The organism is Enhygromyxa salina, from assembly GCF_000737335.2.
Lineage (GTDB): Bacteria > Myxococcota_A > Polyangia > Nannocystales > Nannocystaceae > Plesiocystis > Plesiocystis salina_C.
Genome location: NZ_JMCC02000020.1, coordinates 11462 through 36202, shown reverse-complemented (window position 1 = coordinate 36202; position 24741 = coordinate 11462). Strand labels below are relative to the sequence as shown.

22 protein-coding genes are annotated in these 24741 nt (G+C 67.7%); 14 read left to right on the top strand and 8 right to left on the bottom strand.

Annotated features, from left to right (window positions below):
- The first annotated feature begins 119 nt into the window (after positions 1-119).
- Positions 120-1274, top strand: a complete 1155-nt coding sequence (locus DB30_RS09230) for a vWA domain-containing protein (protein ID WP_052547940.1) — start codon at positions 120-122, stop codon at positions 1272-1274.
- A 54-nt stretch (positions 1275-1328) separates the two neighbouring features.
- On the opposite strand, the gene DB30_RS41320 is transcribed toward DB30_RS09230, so the two are convergent.
- Positions 1329-2168, bottom strand: a complete 840-nt coding sequence (locus tag DB30_RS41320; RefSeq protein WP_205632945.1) for a hypothetical protein — start codon at positions 2166-2168, stop codon at positions 1329-1331.
- A 533-nt stretch (positions 2169-2701) separates the two neighbouring features.
- On the opposite strand from DB30_RS41320, the gene DB30_RS09215 reads away from it, so the two are divergent.
- Positions 2702-3262, top strand: a complete 561-nt coding sequence (locus DB30_RS09215; protein ID WP_052547936.1) for a helix-turn-helix domain-containing protein — start codon at positions 2702-2704, stop codon at positions 3260-3262.
- 18 nt (positions 3263-3280) lie between these two features.
- Here DB30_RS09215 and DB30_RS09210 read toward each other — a convergent pair whose 3' ends face one another.
- Positions 3281-4285 carry a hypothetical protein gene (locus DB30_RS09210; protein ID WP_052547933.1) on the bottom strand — a complete coding sequence of 335 codons (1005 nt, stop codon included), beginning with the start codon at positions 4283-4285 and terminating at the stop codon, positions 3281-3283.
- A gap of 51 nt (positions 4286-4336) precedes the next feature.
- Between DB30_RS09210 and DB30_RS09205 the strand changes: the two genes are divergently transcribed.
- The 3 genes from DB30_RS09205 (at position 4337) to DB30_RS09195 (ending at position 6904) form a co-directional block, all read left to right on the top strand.
- Positions 4337-4552, top strand: a complete 216-nt coding sequence (locus tag DB30_RS09205) for a SlyX family protein (protein ID WP_052547931.1) — start codon at positions 4337-4339, stop codon at positions 4550-4552.
- Between the two features lie 163 nt (positions 4553-4715).
- Positions 4716-6035 (top strand): exodeoxyribonuclease VII large subunit, encoded by a 1320-nt coding sequence (xseA, locus tag DB30_RS09200; RefSeq protein ID WP_052547925.1) that lies wholly within the window; start codon positions 4716-4718, stop codon positions 6033-6035.
- On the top strand, positions 6032-6904 hold the full coding sequence (locus DB30_RS09195; protein WP_052547923.1) for a shikimate dehydrogenase family protein: 873 nt from the start codon (positions 6032-6034) through the stop codon (positions 6902-6904). Before xseA ends, DB30_RS09195 begins: the two co-directional genes overlap by 4 nt.
- Before the next feature lie 46 nt (positions 6905-6950).
- Here the strand turns inward: DB30_RS09195 and DB30_RS09190 are convergent, their stop codons facing one another.
- Complete coding sequence (locus DB30_RS09190; protein ID WP_052547920.1) at positions 6951-7160, bottom strand: hypothetical protein; 210 nt, start codon at positions 7158-7160, stop codon at positions 6951-6953.
- A gap of 87 nt (positions 7161-7247) precedes the next feature.
- On the opposite strand from DB30_RS09190, the gene DB30_RS09185 reads away from it, so the two are divergent.
- Both DB30_RS09185 and DB30_RS09180 read left to right on the top strand, forming a co-directional pair.
- Positions 7248-8828 carry a c-type cytochrome gene (locus DB30_RS09185; protein ID WP_153258260.1) on the top strand — a complete coding sequence of 527 codons (1581 nt, stop codon included), beginning with the start codon at positions 7248-7250 and terminating at the stop codon, positions 8826-8828.
- 48 nt (positions 8829-8876) lie between these two features.
- Positions 8877-10487, top strand: a complete 1611-nt coding sequence (locus DB30_RS09180) for a hypothetical protein (RefSeq protein ID WP_146658351.1) — start codon at positions 8877-8879, stop codon at positions 10485-10487.
- A gap of 47 nt (positions 10488-10534) precedes the next feature.
- Here the strand turns inward: DB30_RS09180 and DB30_RS09175 are convergent, their stop codons facing one another.
- Positions 10535-11842 carry a DUF4215 domain-containing protein gene (locus DB30_RS09175; RefSeq protein ID WP_052547911.1) on the bottom strand — a complete coding sequence of 436 codons (1308 nt, stop codon included), beginning with the start codon at positions 11840-11842 and terminating at the stop codon, positions 10535-10537.
- Between the two features lie 79 nt (positions 11843-11921).
- On the opposite strand from DB30_RS09175, the gene DB30_RS09170 reads away from it, so the two are divergent.
- Both DB30_RS09170 and DB30_RS09165 read left to right on the top strand, forming a co-directional pair.
- The gene (locus tag DB30_RS09170; RefSeq protein WP_052548032.1) at positions 11922-13445 is read left to right on the top strand and encodes a B12-binding domain-containing radical SAM protein; all 1524 of its coding nucleotides are present in this window, start codon (positions 11922-11924) and stop codon (positions 13443-13445) included.
- A gap of 190 nt (positions 13446-13635) precedes the next feature.
- Positions 13636-13887: a hypothetical protein gene (locus tag DB30_RS09165; RefSeq protein WP_052547909.1), complete on the top strand. Its 252-nt coding sequence runs from the start codon at positions 13636-13638 to the stop codon at positions 13885-13887.
- A 47-nt stretch (positions 13888-13934) separates the two neighbouring features.
- On the opposite strand, the gene DB30_RS09160 is transcribed toward DB30_RS09165, so the two are convergent.
- Positions 13935-15632, bottom strand: coding sequence for a hypothetical protein (locus tag DB30_RS09160; protein WP_052547907.1), 1698 nt, complete (start codon positions 15630-15632; stop codon positions 13935-13937).
- A complete protein-coding gene (locus DB30_RS09155) occupies positions 15629-17635 on the bottom strand; it encodes a hypothetical protein (RefSeq protein ID WP_052547906.1) in 2007 nt (668 codons plus the stop codon). The genes DB30_RS09160 and DB30_RS09155 overlap by 4 nt, the downstream gene beginning before the upstream one ends.
- A gap of 11 nt (positions 17636-17646) precedes the next feature.
- On the opposite strand from DB30_RS09155, the gene DB30_RS09150 reads away from it, so the two are divergent.
- The 4 genes from DB30_RS09150 to DB30_RS09135 all read left to right on the top strand — a co-directional run bounded on the left by DB30_RS09150 (position 17647) and on the right by DB30_RS09135 (position 21986).
- A complete protein-coding gene (locus tag DB30_RS09150; RefSeq protein WP_052547904.1) occupies positions 17647-17907 on the top strand; it encodes a PEP-utilizing enzyme in 261 nt (86 codons plus the stop codon).
- 44 nt (positions 17908-17951) lie between these two features.
- Positions 17952-19415, top strand: coding sequence for a cytochrome-c peroxidase (locus DB30_RS09145; RefSeq protein ID WP_052547902.1), 1464 nt, complete (start codon positions 17952-17954; stop codon positions 19413-19415).
- Positions 19416-19701: 286 nt separating this feature from the next.
- Positions 19702-20820: an NHL repeat-containing protein gene (locus tag DB30_RS09140; RefSeq protein ID WP_052547900.1), complete on the top strand. Its 1119-nt coding sequence runs from the start codon at positions 19702-19704 to the stop codon at positions 20818-20820.
- Positions 20820-21986 carry an MYXO-CTERM sorting domain-containing protein gene (locus DB30_RS09135; RefSeq protein ID WP_146658349.1) on the top strand — a complete coding sequence of 389 codons (1167 nt, stop codon included), beginning with the start codon at positions 20820-20822 and terminating at the stop codon, positions 21984-21986. Before DB30_RS09140 ends, DB30_RS09135 begins: the two co-directional genes overlap by 1 nt.
- Here the strand turns inward: DB30_RS09135 and DB30_RS09130 are convergent.
- Together DB30_RS09130 and DB30_RS09125 are read right to left on the bottom strand one after the other, a co-directional pair.
- Positions 21979-22320, bottom strand: a complete 342-nt coding sequence (locus tag DB30_RS09130; RefSeq protein ID WP_146658348.1) for a hypothetical protein — start codon at positions 22318-22320, stop codon at positions 21979-21981. The genes DB30_RS09135 and DB30_RS09130 overlap by 8 nt on opposite strands.
- Positions 22321-22646: 326 nt before the next feature.
- On the bottom strand, positions 22647-23042 hold the full coding sequence (locus DB30_RS09125; RefSeq protein ID WP_146658347.1) for a hypothetical protein: 396 nt from the start codon (positions 23040-23042) through the stop codon (positions 22647-22649).
- Between the two features lie 286 nt (positions 23043-23328).
- Here DB30_RS09125 and DB30_RS09120 point away from each other — a divergent pair, with 286 nt between their 5' ends.
- On the top strand, positions 23329-24657 hold the full coding sequence (locus DB30_RS09120) for an NACHT domain-containing protein (protein ID WP_146658346.1): 1329 nt from the start codon (positions 23329-23331) through the stop codon (positions 24655-24657).
- Positions 24658-24741: the final 84 nt, after the last annotated feature.

The following is a 24741-nucleotide window of genomic DNA, read 5'->3' as shown; positions in this document are numbered from 1 at the left end:
CCCGCGGGCACGATGCCGAGATCAGGCCCCAAAAATACGTAGGTCAGATAACAAACGATTCAGTCCCCCCCACGGCTAAAATCGCTACCCAGGCCCGCCCGACCCGTTATCATCCGGCCATGCAACCTGGACTACGACGGACGCTGATCGCCTCGGGCCTGCTGCTTGGTGCCTGTGGCGGCGAAGAAGGCCGACCGCTGGGCAGCACCACGGGCGTGTTCACCGTTGGCGATGGCGACGGCGACACGACCGGCGACGGCGACGGCGACTCGAGCAGCTCTGGCCCGCTGCTCGACATGCAGCAGGGCGACGGCGACGGCGACACCGGGGACGAGTGCGCGGCGGTCAGCGAGCAGGCCCAAAACCAGTTCGCGCCGGTCGACATCGTGTTCGTCATCGACACGTCGGGCTCGATGTCCGACGAGAAGAACTTCGTGCAGCAGAACATGAACATGTTCTCCACGCAGATCTTCTTGGCCAACATTGATCACCACGTCGTGATGATCGCCGAGTCGTCTCCAGATGGGCCCTGCATTGGCGTGCCGCTAGGCAGCGGTTCATGTCCCGCAGACACCAAGCTGCCCGAGTACCTGCACGTCGTCGAGACCGTCGGCAGCACCAACGCGCTCGAGAAGATCCTCTCGACCGAGCAGCTGTGGTCCACCTCGATCCGGCCCAACTCCGTCAAGCACTTGGTCGTCGTCAGCGACGACAACTCGAGCATGAACGCCGCCAACTTCGACATGGCGTTCAAGGCGCTCAACCCCGACTACGCCAACTACTTCTTCCACGCGATCGTGGCGTTCGAGGCCCCGGACCCGCTCGACTGCGCGCTGGGGGCCAGCTGCTGCCTCTCGTTCATCCCGCTGTCGGAAGAGGCCGGCGACGTGTACCTGGACCTCGTGTCGCTCACGGGCGGCGTCGCCGGTGATCTGTGTGACCAGCAGTTTGGCCCGGTGTTCAACCAGATCGCGCAGTCGGTTCAGCAGAACCTGCCGCTCGCGTGCGAGTGGGAGATCCCCGAGCCGCCCGAGGGCGACACCTTCGACGCCAACAAGGTCAACGTCGAGCTGCTCCTCGATGGCCAGCCCGAGAGCGTCTACTACGTCGAGAACGAGGCCGCGTGCAACGGCGGCGATGGGTGGTTCTATCTGCCCGACGCGATCAACCCGCAGTCGATCCGCATCTGCCCCGAGACCTGCACGCGCACCCAGAACGCGACGCAGGCGTCGGTCGACATCCTGTTCGGCTGCGACACCGTCCCGGTCGAGTAGCCCTCGCGCTGCTGTCGACTACGCCAAGCTGCGACGGCTCGCCAGCAATTGACCTCAATCGTTCGCTATGGTCGGGACATAGTCGGCGTTGCTGGTCAGCAGCACCCGCGCGATCCCGGCCGCGCCCTGAAAGGTGGATGATTCGCGGTTGCGAACGCGAAGAATGTGCACACCCGGATTCAACACCCAGCTCACGGACTCGAGCATGCACGTGTTCTCGCCCGCGTTGTGGCTCACCTGCTGGTAGCTCCAACCCGAGTCGACATTCTCCGTCTGGCAGCCAAACACCCACTTGCGCTCGGGGTCCTCGCCGTCCATGCGGACCCAGAAGGAGTCGGCGTCGTCGGGCAAGAAGCCCGGCTTTTGATCCCAGACCACGGCCCACATGACGACCTCGACGGGACACTCGACATCGAAGCCCCACGTGATCGTGCCCTCTTCGTCGACCTCCGACTGCGCCCACACGCCGGGCGGCGGCGAGTTCTCGTTGCCATACAGCGCCATCGGCAGCGCTGGCTGGCCGTCCGAAGCGAGCATGATCTCGTGGAACGAGTAGCCGGCGCAGGGATCTGGATCGCCATCGCCATCGCCAGATTCGCCGTCTCCATCGCCAGTGTCTCCGTCGCCATCGCCCGAGTCGCCGTCCCCGTCTCCGCTGTCTCCGTCGCCATCCCCATCGCCGCTGTCTCCGTCGCCATCCCCGTCGCCGCTGTCGCCATCCCCGTCGCCCGGATCGCCGTCGCCATCCCCGTCGCCCGGGTCACCGTCCCCGTCTCCGTTTCCGTCGGTATCCGCCTCACCGGACGAATCTCCGGCGCCGGTCGAGTCGAAACCACAACCCACACCCAGAACCAAAAAGACAGACGCGATCGATGACGGCAAGCGCAGGCGCATGGGCAGTAGCGTACACAGTTCGCTGCCCACGGTGAACCAGTCTACGAAGGCGTCCGCAAGCGGGCGAGAAGCCCTCGCCCGAGCTGAAAACACCTCGCTGCCCACGGTGAACCAGTCTACGAAGGCGTCCGCAAGCGGGCGAGAAGCCCTCGCCCGAGCTGAAAACACCTCGCTGCCCTCGGTGAACCAGTCTACGAAGGCGTCCGCAAGCGGGCGAGAAGCCCTCGCCCGAGCTGAAAACACCTCGCTGCCCACGGTGAACCTGTCTACGAAGGCGTCCGCAAGCGGGCGAGAAGCCCTCGCCCGAGCTGAAACACCTCGCTGCCCACGGTGAACCTGTCTACGATCAGCACCCGCGTCGGCTCCCCCTCGGTGTGGCTGTCGACGAAGCCGATCGACGTGGGGGAGCTTGTCAGCATGGGCTTCACACCGGACGCTTTAGCGAATCTTCCAGGCAGTCACCCGGAGACAACAAGATGCTAGAGAGCAACTTGACCGGCGTCAACGCTATAGCGTATGGGTGTCGCCACGAGATGGTCGATCCTTCGAGCAACATCGGACCCAACATCCGGCGTCGTCGCCAGGCGCTTGGGCTCAGCCTCGACGCGCTCGCGCAGACCAGTGGGGTCAGCAGCACGATGCTCTCGGAGGTCGAGCGCGGGCGCAAGAACCCCACGGTCAAGTTGGCCTATCAGATCGCGCTGTCGCTGGGTTGCTCGCTGACCGAGCTGCTCGACAACAGCGAACCGGCGAGCGTGTCGCTGGTCCGCGCGAGCGAGCGCCGGACCTTGCTCGACCCCGACACCGAAGTCGTTCGGCATGGCCTGCGACCGGGCCTGCTCGATCTAGAGGTCGCCTGGTACGAGCTGCCGCCCGGCCAGTCCTCGGGCCAGATCGGGCCGAATCGCGCCGGGGTGGTCGAGCTGATCACCGTGCTCGAAGGTCGCGCGCAGGTGGTGCTTGGCGGCGAGGTCCACACCCTCGAGGCCGGCGACTCGATCTCGTATGGGCCCGTGTCTACGACGGAGTACATCAATCCGAGTGACGGGCCGACCCGGCTGTTCTTGATCGTCGATCGAACCAAAGCCCGGTAGCGCAGGTATCTGGGTGCGTCAGCGGGCAGACCAAAAGTCCGAAGACCACGCGAGCGTGCGCGCGCCTGTCTGCGGATCGAACACGTCGAGCGCGACGCCGTGGCTCTCGGCCGTGAACACGGCGACCCCGGTGACCGCGGCGGCCTGGCCTGGCAGCGTGCGCGAGTCTGGGCTTGGCGGGGGCGACTCGACAACGAGGATCTCCACGCTGAGGTAGCCGAGCCCACCGAGCACCTTGCGATCTGGCCCGCAGACCTGCGCTTCCCAGCGCAGGCTCCCGTTCGAGTCGACGGCGCGCAGTGGAAACCGAAACCCGCCGGAGCCGGGGCTGAAGGTCGAGTAGTAGATCGTCGTGCCCGCCCGTGCCCGCGCGACCTCGATCGCGCTGCCTGGGTCGGTTGGCAGCGGGCCCAGTTGGACGCGGCCCATGCTCAGATCGAAGCTCAGCGTGCCGTTCGCGGCGGACAAAACCATGGCCGCGCCTGGCCGAACCCGCAGACCACCCGGCCCCAACTCCCACGCGCCCCGGCGATCCGCCTGATCTCGCAAGCCAACGTCGTAGTAAGGCGGGCCGGTCTCGTCGCCCGCGCGCTGCCGGCCGCTAGCGAGCTGCTCGAGCCACCACTTCGGCGCCGCGAGCCCCAGCGCCACCTCGATCTGCTTCGCCAGACGATCGACGCTGGCCGGCGCGAGCACGCCCTCCGCGTCGAAGCCACGCCCGCGCTCCCAAGCGGCGAGCATCGCCAGGCTCGGCGGCCCAGCGCTGGCGAGGGCGTCGAGCTGAGCCGGCGTGCGGGCAGCGAATTGCTCGCGCAGCGCCGCGCCGTCGCAAGCCAGCGCGAGCGCGTCGAGCTGCGCCTCGTCATTCACGGCCCCGACCTCCGGCTCCACCGTGAGCTCGGTCGCGGGCGCGGTCGCGGGGATCGGCGCGAGCCCCGGCGCCTCGGGGGTGGCTCGCTCGCACCCGAGCACCGTGCCGGCGCACACGCCGAGGATCAAGATGGCTTTCAGCTCGCGACTCACGCTGCCCTCGCCACGCTACCATCGCTGCAGCGATCGATGCACACTCGCGCCATGCCCGAGGACGAGGACACCGAACTCGACGCCCTGCGCGAGCAGGTGGAGCTGCACGAGCGCCGCATCACCGAGCTCGAGATCGACGCCGCGTTTCGCCGCCAGACCAGCGACGACCTCGACGAGGTCTTGCGCGATCAGGGGCGCCGCCTGGCCATGCTCGAGCAGCGCGTCGCCGAGCTCGTGGGCCAGCTCGGTCTCGTCGAGGACGATTGATGTTACAACCGGCCGCATGGCCCAGCGCGGCATCCCGTTTGGCAAGCGCCCACCCGGTGGGCAGGGAGATCCGCCAGGCGGTCCCGGTCATCCGGGTCATCCAGGTCATCCAGGTCATCCGGGTCATCCAGGTCATGGCCGACAGGCGCCCCAGCGGCCGCGCGTGCTCAGCGTCCGCGAGGCGGTCGAGCTCGCCAACCGGGTGATCGAGCGGGGCGTCCCCGCGATCTGGGTCGAGGGCGAGGTCTCCAACCTGGTCGTCGCCCGCAGCGGCCACGTCTACTTCACGCTCAAGGACGGCACCGCGGCGCTGCCCCTGGCGATGTGGGCGACGAGCGTCAGGCGCCTGCGGTTTCGGATCGACGAGGGCCAGCGCCTGCGCGTGTTCGGGCGCATGGGCATCTACACGGCGCAGGGTCGGTTTCAGTTCTACGCCGAGCGTGCCGAGCCAGCGGGCCTCGGCGAGATGACCCTCGCGCTCGAGCAGCTCAAGCAAAAGCTCGCCGCAGAGGGTTTGTTTGCGAACGAGCGCAAGCGGCCGCTGCCAAGCTGGCCGCGCGTCGTCGGGGTCGTGACCAGCCCGACCGGCGCCGCGGTCCACGACATCATCAAGGTCATTCGTCGCCGCATGCCCACGCACGTGTTGCTGTCGCCGGCCAAGGTTCAAGGCCCAGAGGCGCCCCATGAGCTGACCGTCGCGCTGCGGCGGCTGCAGCGGGCGCCTGGGGTCGACGTGATCATCATTGGCCGCGGCGGGGGCTCGCTCGAGGATCTATGGGCGTTCAACCACGAGGGGCTGACCCGGGCGATCGCGGCGTGCCCGGTGCCGATCGTGTCGGCCGTTGGCCACGAGGTTGACGTCACGCTGTGTGATCTCGTCGCCGATCGCCGGGCCGCGACCCCCTCGCAAGCGGGCGAGCTGGTCGTGCCGGATCGCGCGGCGCTGCTCGAGCGCTTCGCCGATCGCGAGCGCCGACTGCTGCGCAACCTCGAGCGCCGGACCCTGGACGTGGGCGCCCGCTTGCACGGGATGTCGAGCCGGCTCGAGCGCTGGGGCCAGACCTGGGTCCGGCGCGAGCGCGAGCAATTAGGCGGGGCCCAGCGGCGGCTGCTGGTGAGCATGCGTGGGTCGCTTGGCGTCTCGCGTCGGCGCCACCGCGAGCTCGCCGAGCGGCTGCGCGCCGTCCACCCGCACACGCGGATCGCCGCCGAGCGCAAGCGCCTCAACGAGCTCGAGCGCCGGCTGATGCGAGCTGGCAAGGGGCTGACCGCCGGGCTCCGGCCTCGGCTCGCGCGGGCGGCCGGCAAGCTCGACGCGCTCTCGCCGTTGGCCGTGCTTGGGCGTGGCTACGCGCTGGTTCGTGATCCCAACGGCGCGTTGATCCGCGACGCGGCCCAGGTCGAGCTTGGCGAGGAGCTGCGCCTGCAGCTGCAGCGTGGTGAGCTCGGGGTCGCGGTCACGAGCAAGAAGGACCCCGCTTGAGCTCGCCGCAGCCGCTGGCTCGCTGCTTTGGCGTATTTGGTGATCCGATCGGCCACTCGCGCTCGCCGGTCATGCACGCCGCCGCGTTTGCTGCGCTGGGGTTGCCACATTGCTATCTGCCGTTCCACGTGAGCAGCGGCAGCCTCGGCGAGGCCGTGCGGGGTGCTGCGGCGCTGGGTCTTGGCGGCGTGAACCTCACGGTTCCGCACAAGCAGGCCGCGCTGGAATTGTGTGACCGGCGATCGGACACCGTGCAGCGGGTCGGCGCCGTCAATACGCTGTGCTTCGTGCAAGACGCGGCCACGGGCGCCACGCAGATCCACGGCCACAACACCGACGCGCGCGGGTTCCTCGACGCGCTCGACGAGCTCCCGGGGGCCTCGCTGCGCCACGCGACGATCTTGGGCGCTGGCGGGGCCTCGGTGGCGATCGCCGACGCGCTGCTCGGCGCGTTCGCGGACGTGGAGCTGACGTGGGTCAGCCGCGCGCCCGAGCGGATCGTGCTGCCGCGCGACGCAGAGGCGCGGGCGCGGGTGCGGCCGCTGAGCTGGGAGCAGCTCGGGGCGCCAACCGGCGAGCTGTTGATCAACACGACGATCGTCGGGCTCGCTGGTGGGCCGCGCGCGTTCCCGGTGGCGCTCGAGCTTGGCAAGCTCGAAGCGGGGGCGCGGGTGGTCGACATCGTGTATCCGCGCCCGGCCGGCGGGCTGCTCGAGCGCGCGGCTGCGGCGGGGTTTGCCGTGCAGGATGGGCTGCCGATGCTGCTGTGGCAGGGGGTCCGGGCGCTGGAGCTGTGGCTGGACTTGGCGCTGCCGGATCACGCGATCGAGCGGATGCGGGGGGCGTTGGGGCTCGCGGCGACGCCGTGATGGCCCCACGGCGAGCGCAGCTCGGCAGGTGACTTCACCCCGCGAGTCACCGCGTCCACGCCATCACTGCGGGGTCTGGCAGCGTCGACTCGCACTCGGTCAGCGGCCCGGTCAGCCCGCTCCAACCTGCCGGGTGGTCACCAACGGCCGCCGGCCCCCCGTCAGTTCCAGACTCGCTCGAGCCGTCCCCGGTGCTGCTGTCCCCGCACGCGGCCACGAGCAACAGGAGCACCGTCAGCGTGACATCGCGTCGCATCCCGCGAGTCTGGCACGCATTGGCCCAGCTCGAAACGCCAGCGCGAGCCTGGCTGACACCCGGAGCCACGGCCTGTACCCTGTGGTCATGGGGATCGTAAACGAGCACGCCCTCACCGCTTTGCTGGTCCTGAGCGTCGCCACGCTCGGCTGCGCGGACCAGCGCGCTCCGGGGCAGGGATCGGACACGGGGACCAGCGAGTCCAGCGACGCGACCGGCACCACCGCGACCTCCAGCGAGTCCGACGAGTCCGAGACCGAGACCGAGACCGAGGGCGAGTCCGAGACCGGCGACCCCAGCAGCTGCCTCGGCGCCCCCGGCCCGTGGGACCTTGGCTGGGAGATCCCGGCGCCGCCCGAGCTCAACGGCGACCCCGACGCTGGCGAGTGGGCGCTGCTCCACGAAGACTACGTCAATTGCGGCGTCCCCTACGACGTGTTCATGCTCGGCAAGGGCCTGCTTGGTACCTACGCCGACGGCCAAGCCCTGCCATGGCGCGACGGCAAGGCGGCGAACTTGCCCTACAACTGGAACTTGGTCGTGTCCGAGGGCGGCACCGAACTCGCGGCGATGAACTGTCTGACCTGCCACGCGGGCGAGTTCAACGGCGAGCTGGTGATCGGCCTGGGTCGCCACGACGCCGACTTCACCCAAGATCTCGGCGCGCTGATGAGCGTGCTTCCGCCGCTGCCCGAATGGACCGACGCCGGGCACGAGATCAACAAGTTCATCGGCCGCTATCAAGCGCTGGGGCCCCACATCAAGACCTACACGATCGGCTCCAACCCGGCCGACGACGTCGCGGTGATCCTCGCTTCGCACCGCAACCCGTTCACGCTCGAGTGGTCCGACGAGCAGCTGTTCCCGATCGATCCGCCCCTGGTCCCCGTCGACACGCCGCCGTGGTGGCGCGTCAGCAAGAAGGCCGGGCACTTCTACAATGGCATGTCGCGCGGTGACCACCGCGGGACCATGATGTTCGCGTCTTCGCTGTGCATCGACACGGCCGCCCAGGCCACGCAGATGTTCGACTACTTCGCGGACATCGTGGCCTACCTCGAGACCATCGAGCCACCCGCGTACCCGTGGACGATCGACCAAGCCCTCGCGGACGAGGGCGCCGCGCTGTTCGAGTGCAGCTGCGCTGGCTGCCACGGCACCTATGACCCAGATCCCGACGCCGAGACCTTTCCCAATCTATTGATCCCGATCGAGGTGGTTGACACGGATCCCCTGCTTGGCACCGTCGCGCTCGGTGAGATCGGCGCGATGATCGATTGGTACAACGCCTCTTGGTACGGCACGGTCACCCAATTGACCGCGACGGATCCCTTCATTGGCTATACGGCCCCGCCGCTCGACGGGATCTGGGCGACCGCGCCGTTCTTGCACAACGGTTCGGTCCCGACCCTGGAGCTGCTGCTCAATTCCAGCAAGCGGCCCACCTACTGGCGGCGCGTCAACTACGACAGCAGCAACTTCGACCAGGACCAGCTCGGCTGGCGGTGGGCCGAGCTCGATCAGGGCCAAGCCGGCGCAGACCCGGCGGAGGCCAAGCACATCTTCGACACGACGATCCTCGGTCACGGCAACGGTGGTCACACCTTCGGCGATCACTTCAGCGACGCCGAGCGAGCCGCCGTGCTCGAGTATCTCAAGACGCTGTAGCCCGCGCTTTACCTTGACCGTGCGCGGGCGTGCGGCTAGGTTCGCGCCGTGCCGCGCCAGTCATGGATATTCGTGTGTAGCTTGTCGTTCGCCGCCGCTTGCAGCAGCGAGTCGGACAACCCCATCACCGACACCGTGGGCGACACGCAGAGCGCCAGCACGGGTACGTCGGACACCACGTCCGACGACTCGGGCTCCGACGACTCGACCGGGTCGACGGACACGACCGACACCACGGACACGGACACGGACACAGACACGGACACCACAGACACCGGCGACGCGTGTGAGACCGGCCCCTTGGTCCTCAGCAAGCTCAAGGCGTTCCCGACCGCGTATGGCGCGGGTTCGATCGCCAGCGGCGGCCGGGGTGGCGCCGTGATTCACGTGACCAACCTCGACGACGACGGCCCCGGCAGCTTCCGCGCCGCGCTCAACCAAGCGGGCCCGCGCACGGTCGTGTTCGACGTGTCGGGCCGGATCGATCTCGCCTCGCGGATCGAGCTGATCGACGTCCACAGCGATCTGACGATCGCCGGCGAGACCGCCCCCGAAGGCGGGATCACGATCTCCGGAAGCACGCTGTTGTTCTCGGGCGGCTACAACCTGCCCACCCTGCCCACCAACAACCTGATCATCCGGCACACCCGGTTCCGAAACGGCAGCTACACCGGCGAGCCCGACGTGTTCGACCACAACGCGATCATCAGCGGCGGCACGGAGCGCTTCATCTTCGACCATCTGTCGTTTAGCTTCAACGACGACCAGGCGATCTCGATGGCCCCGTTCTTCGCGCCGCTGCTCGATGGCACGATCCAGACCAGCATCTTCTCCGAGAACGCAACGGGGATCATCCTTGGGGTCACCGCCCCCTTCGAGATCGACCGGTTGAGCACGCTGAACAACCTGTTCGTGCATCAATCCCACCGAACCCCAAACATCTCGGGCGACGGCAGGTTCGACGTCATCAACAATGTCGCGTTCAACTGGGGCGCGCGGCTGACCACCGTCAAGAACGGCGCGCCAGGGGTCAACTACATTGGCAATCACCTGATCGTTGGCGAAGACACCTCCAACGCTGAAGCCAACAACAAGGTCCAGCTCGGCGGAGACGGGTTTGACCCGGTCATCTACACCGCCAACAACTACCACAGCGCCAAGTACCCTGTGCCCGAGCTCGACGACCGTGGCATTTGGTCGGATTTCTTCACCAGCGATCCGGTCGAGGACATGTACTTCACCACCACCCAGCTGCCGCTGCTCGCCGAGACCTTCGTCCAGACTGCCGAGGCCGCTAAGGACGCGGTGCTCGACGACGTCGGAGCCAACGCCTTCATCAGCGACGACGGCGTCCCCGGCCGCTATCTGGACTCCTACGACACCGAGCGGATCAACGACGTGATCGACGGCGTCAGCCGGTCCCCGGCCAACACGTCATGGACGCAGCCGGTCCTCCCGCTCAACGCCCGCCCCGACGGCTACTACGTCACGCTCCCAGACATCCCCGAGTTCTTCGTGCAAGACCACGCGATCAGCTCGAACGCCGACATCATCCCGGTGTATGAATTCGGCGACTGCGAGATCCACAATGACGCAGGCTACACCGCATTCGAGATGTACCTGTTCTACGCGGCCGGCGACTGGGACCGACTTCTGTAGCCTGTCAGCTCGTTCTAGCAGCCCGTGGTGCTAGCCCGCGGCCGGGGTCAATCCGCGTGCATGATCACGCGCTCCCACTGGTTGTTGAACGGGAATTGCGACCCGCACCGATAGCCGGTCGTAATCTGATTGTTCCCGGTATGCCAGCACATGCGCAGGGTCGGGCTGACGTTGCCCGTGTCACAGGAATTGCGCTGCACGCCAGTCCCGAGATCCGCGAACCCCATGGACCACGACCCGTTGTAGTACCAAGACACCCCGTTGGCGTCGTGGGTGACGTTGCCCTGGCCAGTCTCGAACAAGACATCCTCGCGGTCGCCCATGGCCAGCAGCGTGAACACCGTGGAGTTGACGGGGCGACAGCCAACCAACAGCTTGCTGCCCGTGCACTGCTGACCCAGGATCGTTCCGGTCAGGTTGGGGTAGGTGGTGCCATAAAACCCGGTCCAGCACTCCTCCCAGCCCCCAAGATCGGCCTCGTCCACGTTGGTCTGCGGACCCTCGACGAAGTACAGCAGCGAGGTGCAGTCGTTCGTGCAGTAGTCGTCGTCAACGTCGTTGCCGTCGTCGCACTCCTCCACGCCAGCCTGCTTGACCCCGTCTCCGCAGAACGCCACGGTGCAGGCCAGCGTGCACGCGTCGCCGTTGACGTCGTTGCCGTCGTCGCACTCCTCCACGCCCTCGTAGAGGATCCCGTCGCCGCACTGGGCGTGCTCGCACAGCGGCGAGGTGCAGCCGTCGTTGCTGTCGAGGTTGCCGTCGTCGCAGGCCTCGACCCCGTTTTGCACGTAGCCATCGCCGCAAAACGCAAACTGACAGGCGGGGCAGTCGTCGCTGGTGTCGACGTTGCCGTCGTCACACTGCTCGCCCTCTTGCAGGATCCCGTCGCTGCACGTGCCGGGCAGGCACATCGTGGTGCAGCCGTCGGCGTTGTCGAGGTTGCCGTCGTCGCACGCCTCTACGCCAGCGTGCAAGAACCCGTCGCCGCAGGTGGCGAGCTTGCAGCCGGTCACGCAGTCGTCGGCGTTGGTCGCGTTGCCGTCGTCGCACTCTTCGAAGCCTTGGTAGACGTAGCCGTCACCGCATGCCGCGATGTGGCAGGTGGGCGTGCACTGGCTCGACTCACCGTTTTGCGAGCCCAGGTCGCACTCTTCCCCGACCTGCACGACGCCGTCACCACAGTTGGGGTTGGCATCGCCGTCGCCGTCGCCAGGGTCGCCGTCGCCGTCGCCCTCGGTCCCGTCACCCTTGGTCATCGTGAACGGGCTGCTCTCTTCAGGGGTGCACCCGACCGAGGTCGCCCCCGCCAGCACTACGGCCACCGTCAGCGTCGTCCGTCCAAGCTTGCCCGTCATCCTCGGGATGATGGCGAAGCGCGCGACGCTCGTCCAGCGACAAGGCGCCCGGCCCGGTGGGCTGCTATGGTGCCGGCCCGTGTCGACGATCACATTGGCGACCCTCAACGCCAAGTACCCACACGCAGCCTTCGGCTTGCGCTATCTGCTTGCGAACATGGGCCCGCTGCGCGAGCAGACCCGGCTGCTCGAGTTCACGATTCACGAGCGCCCGCTCGACATCGCGGAAGCAATCCTGGCCACCGGGCCGAGCATCGTTGGACTGGGCGTGTACATCTGGAACGTCGAGCCAACCCGGCAGCTGGTCGAGCTGCTGCGACGGCTGGCCCCAAGCGTGACGCTGGTCGTTGGCGGGCCCGAGGTCAGCTACGAGATCGATGACCAGGCCTGGCTCGCCGAGGTCGACTACGTGATCACGGGCGAGGGCGAGCGGGCCTTCGCCCAGCTGTGCGCGCGCCTGATCGCCGGCCAACATCCGCTGACCCGCGTCATCGATGGCGGGCTGCCCGAGTTGGCCGAGCTCGAGCTGCCCTATGCGCTGTATGACGATCACGATCTGCGCGACCGGGTGCTGTATGTCGAAGCCTCGCGCGGGTGCCCCTACCGCTGCGAGTTTTGCCTGTCCTCGCTCGACAAGCGGGTCCGCGCGTTCCCGCTGCCGGCCCTGCTCGCGGCCTTCGACGAGCTGATCGAACGCGGCGCCCGCCAGTTCAAGTTTGTCGACCGGACCTTCAACCTGGACCTCGAGCGCAGCGCCGCGATCCTGGAGTTTTTCTTGGCCCGGATCCGGCCCGGCCTGTTCCTGCACTTCGAGATGGTGCCCGACCGCCTGCCGGAGGGCCTGCGCGAGCTGATCGCCGCGTTCCCGGCTGGCAGCTTGCAGTTCGAGGTTGGCGTGCAGACCTTGGATGACGAGGTCGGCAAGCGGATCTCTCGCCGTCAGAACGTGGCCCGGATGTTCGACAACCTGAACTTCCTGCGCGAGCACACGGGCGTGCACCTGCACACGGATCTGATCATCGGGCTGCCCGGCGAGTCGGCGCAGAGCTTTGGTCGCGGGCTCGATCGGCTGGTCGCCGCCGATGTCCAAGAGGTGCAAGTTGGCCTGCTCAAGCGGCTGCGCGGCACCCCGATCTCCCGTCACGCGGACGAGTTTGGCATGGTGTTCGAGCCGCGGCCGCCCTACGGGATCTTGCAGAGCCACGCGATCGACTTTGCGACCATGCAGCGGCTGCGCCGGTTCGCGCAGGTCTGGGACAGCTTCTGGAACCGCGGTGATCTGGCCAAGGGCATGCGGCTGCTGTGGGCCGGCGGCTCGCCCTTCGAGCGAACCTTGGCGTTCGCGGACTGGCTGTTCGGGCAGGCTGGGCGCGTGCACTCGGTCTCGCTCGAGAACCGCGCGCGCTACCTGGCGCAGCACCTGATCGAGGTCCGCGGCGAGTCGCACGATCACGTGTGCGAGCTGATCGAAGCCGACTTTGCCGACAACGGCCGTCGCGCCCCAAGGCTCGCGCGGCAGCTGCAGCGGGCCGAGCAGGCCACCGCCGTGCAAGCCACGAAGCTCCTGCCGGATCGGCAGCGACGGCACCTTGGCCATGCGTGAGCCATGACGTGCGCCGGGTCTGCCCCCGCGGCTTCGCGACGCGTGCAGCGCCTCCGAGCGGAGGTGCGTACCCGCGGCCAGCCCCCAAGCCCAAGCCCAAGCGAGGCGGCGCGATGACCCGGAACCAGCGACGCCCCCGCCGCTGGCCAAGCCCGCAGCGAGCGGGTAGCGTCGCGCTCGAGGCCGCTGCTTGAAACACGTCACCACCACGATCGCCCGCTCGTCCAACTGTCGCATCGATCGCTGCAGCTGCGGCGCCGTTCACATCTCCGTAGGCGGCACCACCGTTCGCGTTCAAGACGGCACCGCGCGGGAGCTCCGCGACATCTTGGGCCTGGCGATCGGCGAGATCGACAAGCAGACCAGCACCGCCCCGGCCCCGCCTAGCTTCCACCTGGTGAGCTCGCTCGGCGACGACGACGGCGATCCCGAGCTTCACTGAGCGCTCGGGAGCTTCACTGAGCGCTTCCGCTGTCGGGCTGATCCGGTCTACGTCTCGGGCGGCGTCGGCTCGGTGGTTGCCGGCTCGTCCGCAGCGTCAGTACCGGTGATGAACCGATCCCGCAGCCACGGATCGATCCACAGCAGCGCCCCCAAGATCACAAAGTACCCCGCGAACGCGGCGCTCGAGGCGGTGTTGTAGTGATACGGCACGCTCGAGGTCGCCGCGGCGGTCTTGGTCAAGAACGCGGCGGTCAGACACAACAGCGCCGTCAGCAGCATCTGCTTGCGATCCTCGAACAGGTTCCGATCAACGAGGATGAACAGCACCATCACCGAGTAGTAGTACCGGGTGGCGATCGTCAGCGTGAAGAACCCGGCCGCGCAAAACAGCGCGGCGAAGGTGACCGCGTCGAGCTTGCGGACCGCGAGCACCAGCGGCCCAAACAGCGCCGCCATCGTCAATAGATAGTAGTGATCCCGGGTGTGAAACGCCTTGGTCTTGCTGGCCCAGCCCATGAACCGATGCCTCTCGGTCACGTTGCCGTCCATCATGAACATGTGCTTGAACCCGACCCGAAACCCGCGGGTGTGCTCGGTGTGGACCTTCATGTTGGCCCACCAGTCGCGCCAGTTGTCGACGCCGCCGCCGATCGTGTCGCTCATGGACAGGCTCAGCCCAACCAGGACCAGCAGCCCAAGCACGAAGCCAAGCCCAAAGTGCAGGTACTCGCGGCGGAGCTTGCGGGTGGCCAGCAGCTCGACGCCGGCCTTGAACCCCAGGCCAGCGGCGAACACGGCGGGGAACACCCGCTCGGCGGTTGCCCACGCCACGCACGCGCCAGCGATCGCAAACCGATCTTTCTTCATCAGCGCGAGCGCGATGATCAGCATTGCGATGTAGTCGAAGCGCAAGATCGACCCACCCATGTGAATGTAGCGATTGGGGAAGTTCGCGCAGAAGAACAGCATCGCGATCGCGGCCGTCTTCACGTCCCACGCCCACGCGACGCAGCCAAACGCGAACATCATTAAGAACACGTCGAGCAGGCCCAGCCAGATCAGCTCCTTCTCCACGATGTCCACGTGGGCGGTGAGCTTGGACAAGATCCACGCGTGGAAGGGCGTGCCGTTGAAGCCCTTGTCAGAGAACAGCTTGTTCCACATGCCGTGGCCGCCGAGCTCGTGGATGTCGTTGACGTCCTTGGCGAATTGCTCGAGCCGGGCCTCGTCGGTGAACAGCTCCGCGCAGTCCATCTCGCCGACGGCCTCGGCGGTCGGGAGGATCTTCAGGGTCTCGATGTCGCGCATCTTGGCCACCCGCCTAAAGTGGCGCTCGTGCGTGGCGTCGATCTCCCAGGTGCACTCGTAGATGCGGAAATACCCGACTTCAGAGAAGTACTTGGCGCCGATGACCTGGTGATACAGATCCCATCGGTGCAGCCAGCTGTCGTTGTTGCGCGAGCCGTAGAAGTACTGGGTGGCCGAGCCCAGCGCGGCGACCAGCAGCGCCGCGCTGATCATGCGATCGCCCCAGCGCAGCCACTTGCTGGGCGTGGCGGGATCCGTGGACTGGCGCCGGTGCAATTGCAGCGTGCGCCAGGCGACCCCCGCGAGCAGCACGGCGATCGCCAAGACCGCGAAGCCAAACTGCATGTCGGAGGTCTCGGTCCGCGAGGTCAGGTAAAACCACAGCTGCTCGCCCAGCCCTGGCTCCCGCGTGATGACCTCGGGCGGCGCGATCATGACGCACCTCCGGGCTGCTCGTCGCGCGCCGGTTCCGGTTCATCTTTGATCACGGCCGTGATCGCGGAGGCGGCGTCAAAGGCCGCGGCGGCGGCGACCTGCTCGGGCGTGAGCGCCTCGCTGGCGTCCGCGGCCGGCTTGGGGGTGCGCCCCGACGTTGCCAGCAGCACGGGGATCGAGGCTGGCGCCCCCGGCGGATCACCGTGCTCGCGCAAGCCTGGCAGCAACAACAAGGCGACGCCAAGCCCGAGCATGAGCGTGGTCAACAGGTGCGAGTACACCATGTTGAACAACCATGGCTCGAAGGGCTGGATCCGAAAGATGCCATGCATGCCCACGCACAGGGCCAGGCAACCGGCGATCAACACCGTGGAAGGCCGGCCCACGAGCAGCGCCGAAGGCTTGTGGTGCTTGGCGATCGCGGCGGCCGCCAGCGCCAACATGGGCAGCGCGATCCCCCACGCGGTGGCCTCGGTCGAGAACATCGCGAAGGTGGCCGTGACCCCAGCGATCCCCGCGAACGCGAGCGGCGGCAGCCGACGCACCGCCAACAAAGAGGGCACCAGCAGCAACACGCCGCACAGCAAGATCCACGCGTGGCGGTCGGCGAGGCGCTGGGCCTTCTCGGGGTACGCAAGCGCCTTGTTGCCGCCCAGCCAGCTGCCGTCGGGGACGAACAGCCAGCGCAGGCCGACCTGGCGCGAGCCGTCGGCGTAGCGGTGCACGGCCACGCGATCCGCCCACGCCGACCAATTGCCAAATCCGCCCGGGAGCGTCGCGCTGAGCAGCAGCAGCGCGACCGCCGTCGCGCCTGCCCCGATCGCAAGCCGGGTCAGCTCGCGCTTGCGTGGATGGCCCGCGAGCCAGTCGGCGCCAAGCTTGGCGACCAGCGCGAGCACGACCAGGCTTGGCCACACCAGCTCGACGCTGGCGAACGCGAGCAGGCCACCCGCGAGCGCCCAGCGGTCGAGTTCGGCGGCGGCGAAGCCCGCGAGCACGGTCGCCAGCGCGAGCGAGGCCGCGACCCCAGCACCGCTGGCGATCGGGCTGACCGCCAGCTCGGCGAAGCACACGATCCCGACCAACGCCGCGGCGCGCAGACCATAGGCGCGCCAGACCAGCCCCAGCGCGCCAATGCTCAGCAGCCCACCAAGCAGCGAGAGCACGAACAAGCTGCCGCCCGAGACCGGGAGGATCGAGAACCATAGCCGCAAGCGGGCCAAGCGAGCCGGCGTCGCGGTGCTGCCGTAGCTCTCGAACACGGGGGCCAGCTTGAACGAGCGCGCGTCCTTGTTGCGGCCCTCGTACCCATCCTTTGGCCACATCGCGGCGGCCGTGGCCACGTCGGCTTTGAACTCGTCCCAGCGGCCGTCGGCGAAGCGCGGCTCACACTCGGCTTGATCCGCGAGCGCGCGGGTGGGCACCAGCTTGCCGCCAACGTTGGCGGGCGGGCGCTCAACCTCGACGGGGACCTCGGGCCTGACGGTGACCTTGCGGAGCTTGCCCTCCCGCCTCTCGTCGAACTCGAGCTTGGTCTCCGGCTTGGGCCTGGCCTGTAGCGTGGGCGCGGGGCCAAGCTCGAGCGCGCGGGCTTTCTCGATCCACGAGAACGCCCGCTCGCCGTCGTGATCCGCGGCCCATGAGCACGCGTAGATGCGATCCCAGCCAAGCTCGGCGTGATACTTGGCCTGGATGACCTCGTGGAACACCCGTTCGCGATCGAGGCGGCTGCCGTCGACTCGGCCCGCGGTCATGGCGAACAACGCGAGCACCAGCGCGAGCGCGGCCAAGCCACCGTCGAGCAGCAGCCGCCCGCGCGCGCGCCACTTGCTGTCGACGTCGCGGCTGGGCCACAAGCGGTCCTTTAGCCACGCCGGAATCACCAGATCTGGCGCGGGCGGCCGCCCAAACACGTTGCGCCACGCGAGGGCGGTCAAGCACACCAGCAATGCCAGGAGGCCCAAGCTAAACTGGACCTGAGCGTGACGGGCGACGTCGAGCATCCGAGCGGAGGGTGCCACGAACCGCTGCGTCGATCGACTGGAACACGAACACGGCGTGGCGGCAGCCGCGATGCGAGCCCGCAGCGGCTGGGGTATACGGGCACGGCGCGCTAGCGACCGAGATCGGCGGGACCTTGTCGCACGGGGCTGTCGTCGCGCGAGAGCTCGGGCTGCCCGCCGTCGTCGACCTGCCCGACGCGACCCGGATCTTCACGACCGGTCAGCGCGTGCGCCTAAACGCCGACGCCGGCACCCTCGAAGCGCTCGACTGAGCGGCCCGCGGGCTCCCGCGGGATCGCATAGACTGTCCCCGCTGATGTCGCGCCAGGTCATCCGTGTGCTCGCGCTGCCGGGCTTGCTGAGCGCGTGCGTGCCCTCCAGGCCGCCCGACCCAAGCGACGCCGCCACCACCGAGTCGAGCACCAGCACCCACGCCGACACCCAGTCCGACAGCGAGTCGGGCTCGGCGTGGACAGCCGGGGAAGACAGCGGCACCACGGGCCCCGCGATCGACCTCGACGAGCAGCTCGCCGCGTTGCTCGAGGCCCAGCCAGTCCCGGTTGAACCGCTCGAGCCCCCTGCCCCCGACGACCCCGCCCTCGTCGCGCTTGGCGGCGCGCTGTTCTTCGATCCGATCCTCTCGGGCCCCAAGGACACGGCCTGCGCGACCTGTCACCACCCTTCGCTCGGCACCAGCGACGGCCTGTCGCTCACGCTTGGCACCGGCGCGGTCGGGCTTGGCCCGATGCGCGCCGAGGGCCCGCACCCACCGTTTGGCCCGCGCCACTCGCAGGCGCTGTTCAACCTGGGCCAGCCCGGGTTCACGCACATGTTCTGGGATGGCCGGGTCCAGCTCGACGCCCGCGGCCAGCTGCAGACCCCGGCCGGGCCCGATCTGCTGCCGGGCCTGCACGGTCCGCTCGCCGCCCAAGCGATGTTTCCCGTGCTCGATCGCCAAGAGATGCGCGGCGAGGCCGACCAGCTCACGGTGCTCGGCGAACCCAACGAGCTCGGCGCCCTCGCAGACGATGACCCGCAGGCGATCTGGGCGGCGCTGATGGTCCGGCTTGGCGCGATCGATGGCTACGTGGCCCTGTTCGCCGCCGCCTACCCGGACCAGAGCTTTGACGAGCTGACCTTCGTCGCGGCCGCCAACGCGATCGCGGCCTACGAGCGACAAGCCTTCTCGTTTCCAGACGCGCCGTGGGACGCCTACTTGCGCGATGACATCAGCGCGATCTCGGACGCCGCCAAGCTCGGCGCGATCTTGTTCTACGGCGCGGCCGGCTGCGGTGCATGTCACGTGGGCCCGCTGCTCACCGATCACCTGTTTCACAGCACCGGCGTCCCGCAGCTTGGACCTGGCAACCCGGCGAGCGCCCCGTTCGACCACGGGCGCGAGTTGGACAGCCATGATCCGGCCGATCGCTTCGCGTTTCGAACCCCGTCGCTGCGCAACGTCGCGATCTCGCCGCCCTACATGCACGACGGCGCGCTGCTCGAGCTGCAGCAGGTGCTGGTGCACTACGGATCCCCAACAACCAGCATCGTCGACTTCGATCCCGCTGGCCTGCTCCCCGAGTTAATCGGCACCGTGCAACAGGGCCCCGATCACATCGCAGAGATCGTCGCCACTCTCTCCGAGCTGCTCGAGCTCGATCCCAACTTCGTCGGGCTCTCCAACCTTCGTGAATTTCTGAAGACGCTCACCGATCCAAGCGTGGCGACGCTGCCCGAGCTGCGACCGGACACGGTCCCCAGCGGCTTGGCCCCACCTTGAACCCCCGGTCGCGTTCTCGCTCGCTCGCAGGCAGTGCCAGCCGCGCCCGGGTCACCGGCCCGCCTGAGCCCCACGGCGATCCCTGGCCTCTGGGCCTGATTTGCCCACGTTTAGCCGGCGAACCCCGCGCCGCGTGTATGCAATGGTACACATGGCATTAGGCTCGAGTGGGCCTCAACTCCATCAAAGCCGCCGAATCCCGTCGAACATGCGATCCCGAATCCTCCCACTCCTGGCTCTACCGCTCCTCGCACTTGGTGCCTGCTCCGAAGCCAGCGACGACGGCGTGGCGAGCCTGAGCGCCACCACGGTCGACACCGCGGAGACGGGCGAGACCACCGGTGAGGATGGGACCGAGACCGACGGCGAGCCGGCGTTGGTCGGGCTCCCGATCCTTGGCGACACCACCCACGACCTCGCCAACCTCGACGTCACCGTGATCTCGTCGCCGGCCGACGGCTTGAAATTTCCGACCGACGTCGAGTTCAAGCCCGGCGTCGAGGGCGAGCTGTGGGTCACCAACCGCGAGGACTTCTCGATCGTCGTCTACCAAGACGCGGGGCTTGCGAACCAGCTGGCGCTCAAGCTGCAAAACGAGTTCGACAACGGCGCGCACTTTCTGGCCAAGCCGGCCGCGCTCGCGTTTGGGGCCCCGGGCACCTTCGCCACCGCCCAACAAGAGAATGGCGTGACCCAGCCTGGCGATCCAGCCGACGGCAGCTTCATGGGCCCAACCCTGTGGACCTCGGATCTCAACATCTTCACGGGCGGGCACACCAGCCACCTCGACATGCTGCACAACAGCCCGCTGTCGTCGGGCATCGACTGGGAGGACGAGAACACCTACTGGGTCTACGACGGCACCCACGGCTCGCTGACCCGCTACAAGTTCAACGACGACCACGGGCTTGGCGGCACCGACCACACCGACGGCGAGATCTACCGCTACGCCAACGGTGAGCTTGGATATGAGCACTCGATCCCCTCGCACGTGGTGTTCGACCGCGACACCGCCTACGTGTACGCCGCCGACACGGAGAACGGCCGCATCGTTCGCCTGGATCCCACGACCGCGAGCATGGGCACGCAGATCAACCCCAACTACGACGGTTGCAAGATGAACCGCATGGACAACGCGGAGCTGATCACCCTCGTTGACGGCGCCGATCTTCCGGTCGAGATGAGCAGCCCATCGGGGCTCGAGCTTGTCGACGGCGTGCTGTTCGTGAGCGACCCGATCCAGGGCCGGGTGTTTGGCTTCGACCTCGACGGTGTGCTGCTCGACTGGCTCGACACCGGTTACCCCCCGGGCAGCTTGATGGGCATGGCCTTCGACGCGCAGGGTGACATGTGGATCGCCGACGCGGCCGCGAATCAAGTCCGTAGGTTCTCGGTCCCCGACTGATGCGATCCCCCCATTCGCCGTGTTCGTGGGCGTGGCTTGGCCCGGCGGTCGTGCTCGCGCTCGCGCCGGGCCAGGTTCTCGCCCACCCGCCCGCGAGCGTGCGGACGCCCGTCGACTGGAGCGACGCGCCCTGCGTGACGATCGTCGATCGCAGCCAAGACCCCGTCGCCCTGCTCGACTACGACATCCCGCAAGAGGACGTCCCGGATCTCGTCGACGAGCCGCTCGACAGCCACACCCACCAGTTCTTCGGGTTCTGCCGCGATCACGATCTCGACGAGCGCCTGCCCAACTGGATCAACTTGCTCGATGTCGAGACCGCCGAGATGTTCGGCCTGGGCACGCAAGACGCCGTTGATCCAAGCCGCGACATCCTCGACAGCGCCGCGCAGTGGGCTGGCTGCTTCACGCGGATCACCCCCGACGACCCACGCATCCCGATCAGCTTCGAGGCCGCCGCCGAGCCGGTTGTGTGGGACACCAGCGCGCTCGCGGCCGGGACCTGGGTGGTCGAGGGCTACACCTACGAGCCCTGGTTCAACCTGTGGTCCCCGCATCCGGGGGTGTTCAAGATCGTCGACGATCCCGACCCCGCCGCGAGTCCCCCGGCGGCGGCGCTGTTGTTTGAAGAGCAGACCGTGTTTGTCGGGGCGCCGGTAGAGATCAGCGGCTGCGTCGACGCAATGGACGGGTCGACGATGAGCCTCTCGTGGGTCGAGGCCAGCACCGGCGATCCACAGTGGCAGGTGTTCGAGGCTGACCTGCCCGCGCGAAACGGCAGCTTCGAGCTGACGTGGGAAGCGCCACAGGCCGCCGCGTCGCGCTCGATGCTGATCAAACTGGACGTCACGGATCCGCTTGGGCGCGAATGGACGGCCCACGGCTTCGCGCGAATCGGGGTGATCGCCGGGATCGGTGGGGACGGCGACGGTGACGAGGACACCGGGGACGAGGGCAACGGGACCGACGAGACCGGAGCCGAGACTGGGCCCGGTCTGGCGGATGACGCCGGCGCGAGCGGCTGCGGTTGCACGAGCGAGCCTCGCGGCGGAGCGCCGATGCTGTGGCCATTCGCGGGCTTGTTGCTGCTCGGCTGGCGACGGCGCCCCGCGCTCGCACGTGGGGCGCCCGTTGGCTCGGATGCCGCGCCGTCTGGGCTCAGCTGATCGTCCAGCTCACCGCGGCCGGGTTCTCGCGTGTCTTCGCCGGGTCCACGACCGCGCCATACTTGCCCGTAGGGGTCACCGCGACCTGAAACTTGTTGGCCTGGGCGCCATGGTGCATGTCCCCGCTGCAGTTGATCTGCGTGCCTTCTGCGTCCTTGCAGATGATCGAGAAGTCGAGGTTGACGGGCTTTTGGACCTCGAAGGTGGCGGTTTCACCCGCGAGCAGCGGTGTCTTGGGCTTGGTGATCCAGTCGCCGTCAGTGGTGCAGGTCAAGTCGAACTTCGTGCTCGAGCCATTGATGATCACGCCGTTACAAGTGAGTTTTTCAGCCATCGTTGTTCCTTTCTGGGCGCCGAGTCATTCGACGCTTCGAAGGGGGAGTCCGTATTGAGCGAAGATCGTTTAAACAAACCCCGCTACGCCCCGCGAACGGGCAGCAGCGGGGATCTGGCGCGACAAGTACGCCGCAGGCGCAAGGATGACCTGTCCGGCTGTCTCCCTTTGGTTCCTGCTAATCCTGGTCCTCCCGGTAGTCGTACAGACCTAGGGAAAACGCCGTATTCAATGCGACCATTTTCCGCATACTCTCGACAGAGAGTGTTCATCGCTTCTTCACGAGGTCGGATTGCGCGAGTGTTCGTGGCCGTGGAGTTCGTCGGCTACCATGAACCCCAGCTGTGGTACACGGCGTAGGAGGCCACGCAATCGAGCCAGAATTTGACCGACACGAGCACGAGCACGAGCACGGTCACTTGGTACAGCTGGTAGGCGACGAGCATCGCCGCCAATCGACGACGCTGCGTTGGGTACCTGCGGTCCAAGAGCTCCGGCGGGTCCTCCCGGGTCTCCAGCGGTAGGCGGCCCTCGATGCTGACGATGAAGCTACCGATCGCAATCCAGAACACGAGCGCGGCGAACTGCATCGGTCCGACCATCACCAGCGGCGCGTCGGCAACCATCAACGCGCCTCCGCCGACGAGCGCCGTGGCGAGCCCGATCTGCCACGCCAACCTGGCGAGGCAGCCCAACGGACCGGATAGACGTAGGTAGCGCACGCGAGAGAGCATAGCGTGCAACTGCTCTGGCGCCGCTTGCTGCCGGCAATGTGGCGAGTCGCTCCCCGCCGCGTACTCGTGCAAGCAGCGAGGGTTCTGCCCGCCATGCACGGGCCGGCGCACGGCTGACGTACTCGGACAACCTCGTCGACGAGGTTGTCCGAGTACGTCCTCGGCGTTGTCGCACACCTCGGTCTGCACGAAGTGAGGCACCGCATGTCCGAGTCGGCCGAACACGCCCCGCCGGTTTACCTGCGCGAGCAGTTTTCACAGTAACCTCCGACGCTTGGCGATCCTCCGTGGGATCCTACAAAGGACGCGCGAGGCTCCGATGACCGACACCGCGTTCGTGCTGCACCTCGCCCATCCGGCCGAGCTTCGGCTGTGGTTGGACCTGACTGCGACCGAAGAGCTGCCCCACATCGAGCTCGAGGTCGACCGGTGGTGGCCGGACACCGACGCCTTCCTCGCTCTCGTGCTGCCAAGCCACACGCCAGCGCTGAACCATCTGAAGCTGCACAGCGACGCATGCGTGCCAACGAAGGTGATCGCGGCAATTGCCCAGCGGGAGCTCCAGGCGCTCGAGCTCTCCGGCCGGGGCATTGGCGATGTTCAGGTCGAAGCGCTGTGTGCCAGCACGAGCCTAAACGGACTCGAGCAGCTGGTGCTGTCCTCGCCCGATCGACTGAGCCTTCAGGGCTGGAGCCGTCTAACCGAGGCGCCGTGGGTCCAGGGTCTGCGGAGCTTGAAGATCTGCCTCGCGGCTCTCGATGATCTCGCGCTCGAGCGCCTGGCTGCCGTGCCCTGGCGGCGACTCGAGCGGCTGGCCGTGATCATGAACGTCGGCCGGGCGTCAGAGGCTGGAGTCGCGGCCTGTGCCAAGGCGCTCGGTGAGCGATTCTCCTTTGATCGGGTCGCCGAGGCCATAAATCCGGCTCCGCTTCCGCCCCCCGAGTCAGCTCGCTGGACCGAGGCGCGAACGCTCGCCCGCGAGCTCGCCGAGGCGTCCACCGGACGCTGGCAGACACTATCGAGCTTGCTTCAGATCGCCGACGATGACGGCTGGGCATCCGAGACCGCGAGCGAGATCCTGAGCGCGACTGCAGCCTGGCCCCTCGATGCCTGCGCCGCCGACGAGCTGTGGACGACCCAGGAAGCCGAGCGTCCGTGGATTCAGCTCCCGCGCCGCCTGCGAGCCCGCGGCGGCACCCCCTTCGAGCTGCTCGCTGCGATCTCCGCCTCGCAGTGGACGAACCGAATCGAGTGGCTCGACATCCTGGTCGTGAGCTGGCAGCCGCCGATCGAGTCCACGTGGATCGGGGGCTGGCCCGCGCTCCGAAGCCTGCGCTTGGCGTTTCATGGCGATGGGCGACACTGGCGAACGCTCGCCCAGATGCCGCTGCCGCCAAGCGTCGTGCACGTCGACCTCAGTCAGATCGCCGCAACCTGGCTCGATGAGGATCACGACGTGGGCTCGCTGCGCGCTGTCACCCATGCCTGGCCGCAGGTCCGGACCCTCGATCTCGGCCGAGGCTGGTGGAGCACGGGTGCGTACAGCCGGGACTTCGCCGGGTGGGTGGAGCCCGACAAAGACGGGATCCTGCGTCTGACCTGAAGTCGCCGACACGAGGAAGGCTTCATGCCGTGGTGGCGTGCCCTGCCAGGTGGTGCGCAGCGGCTCGCTCACGAAGGTCACCTG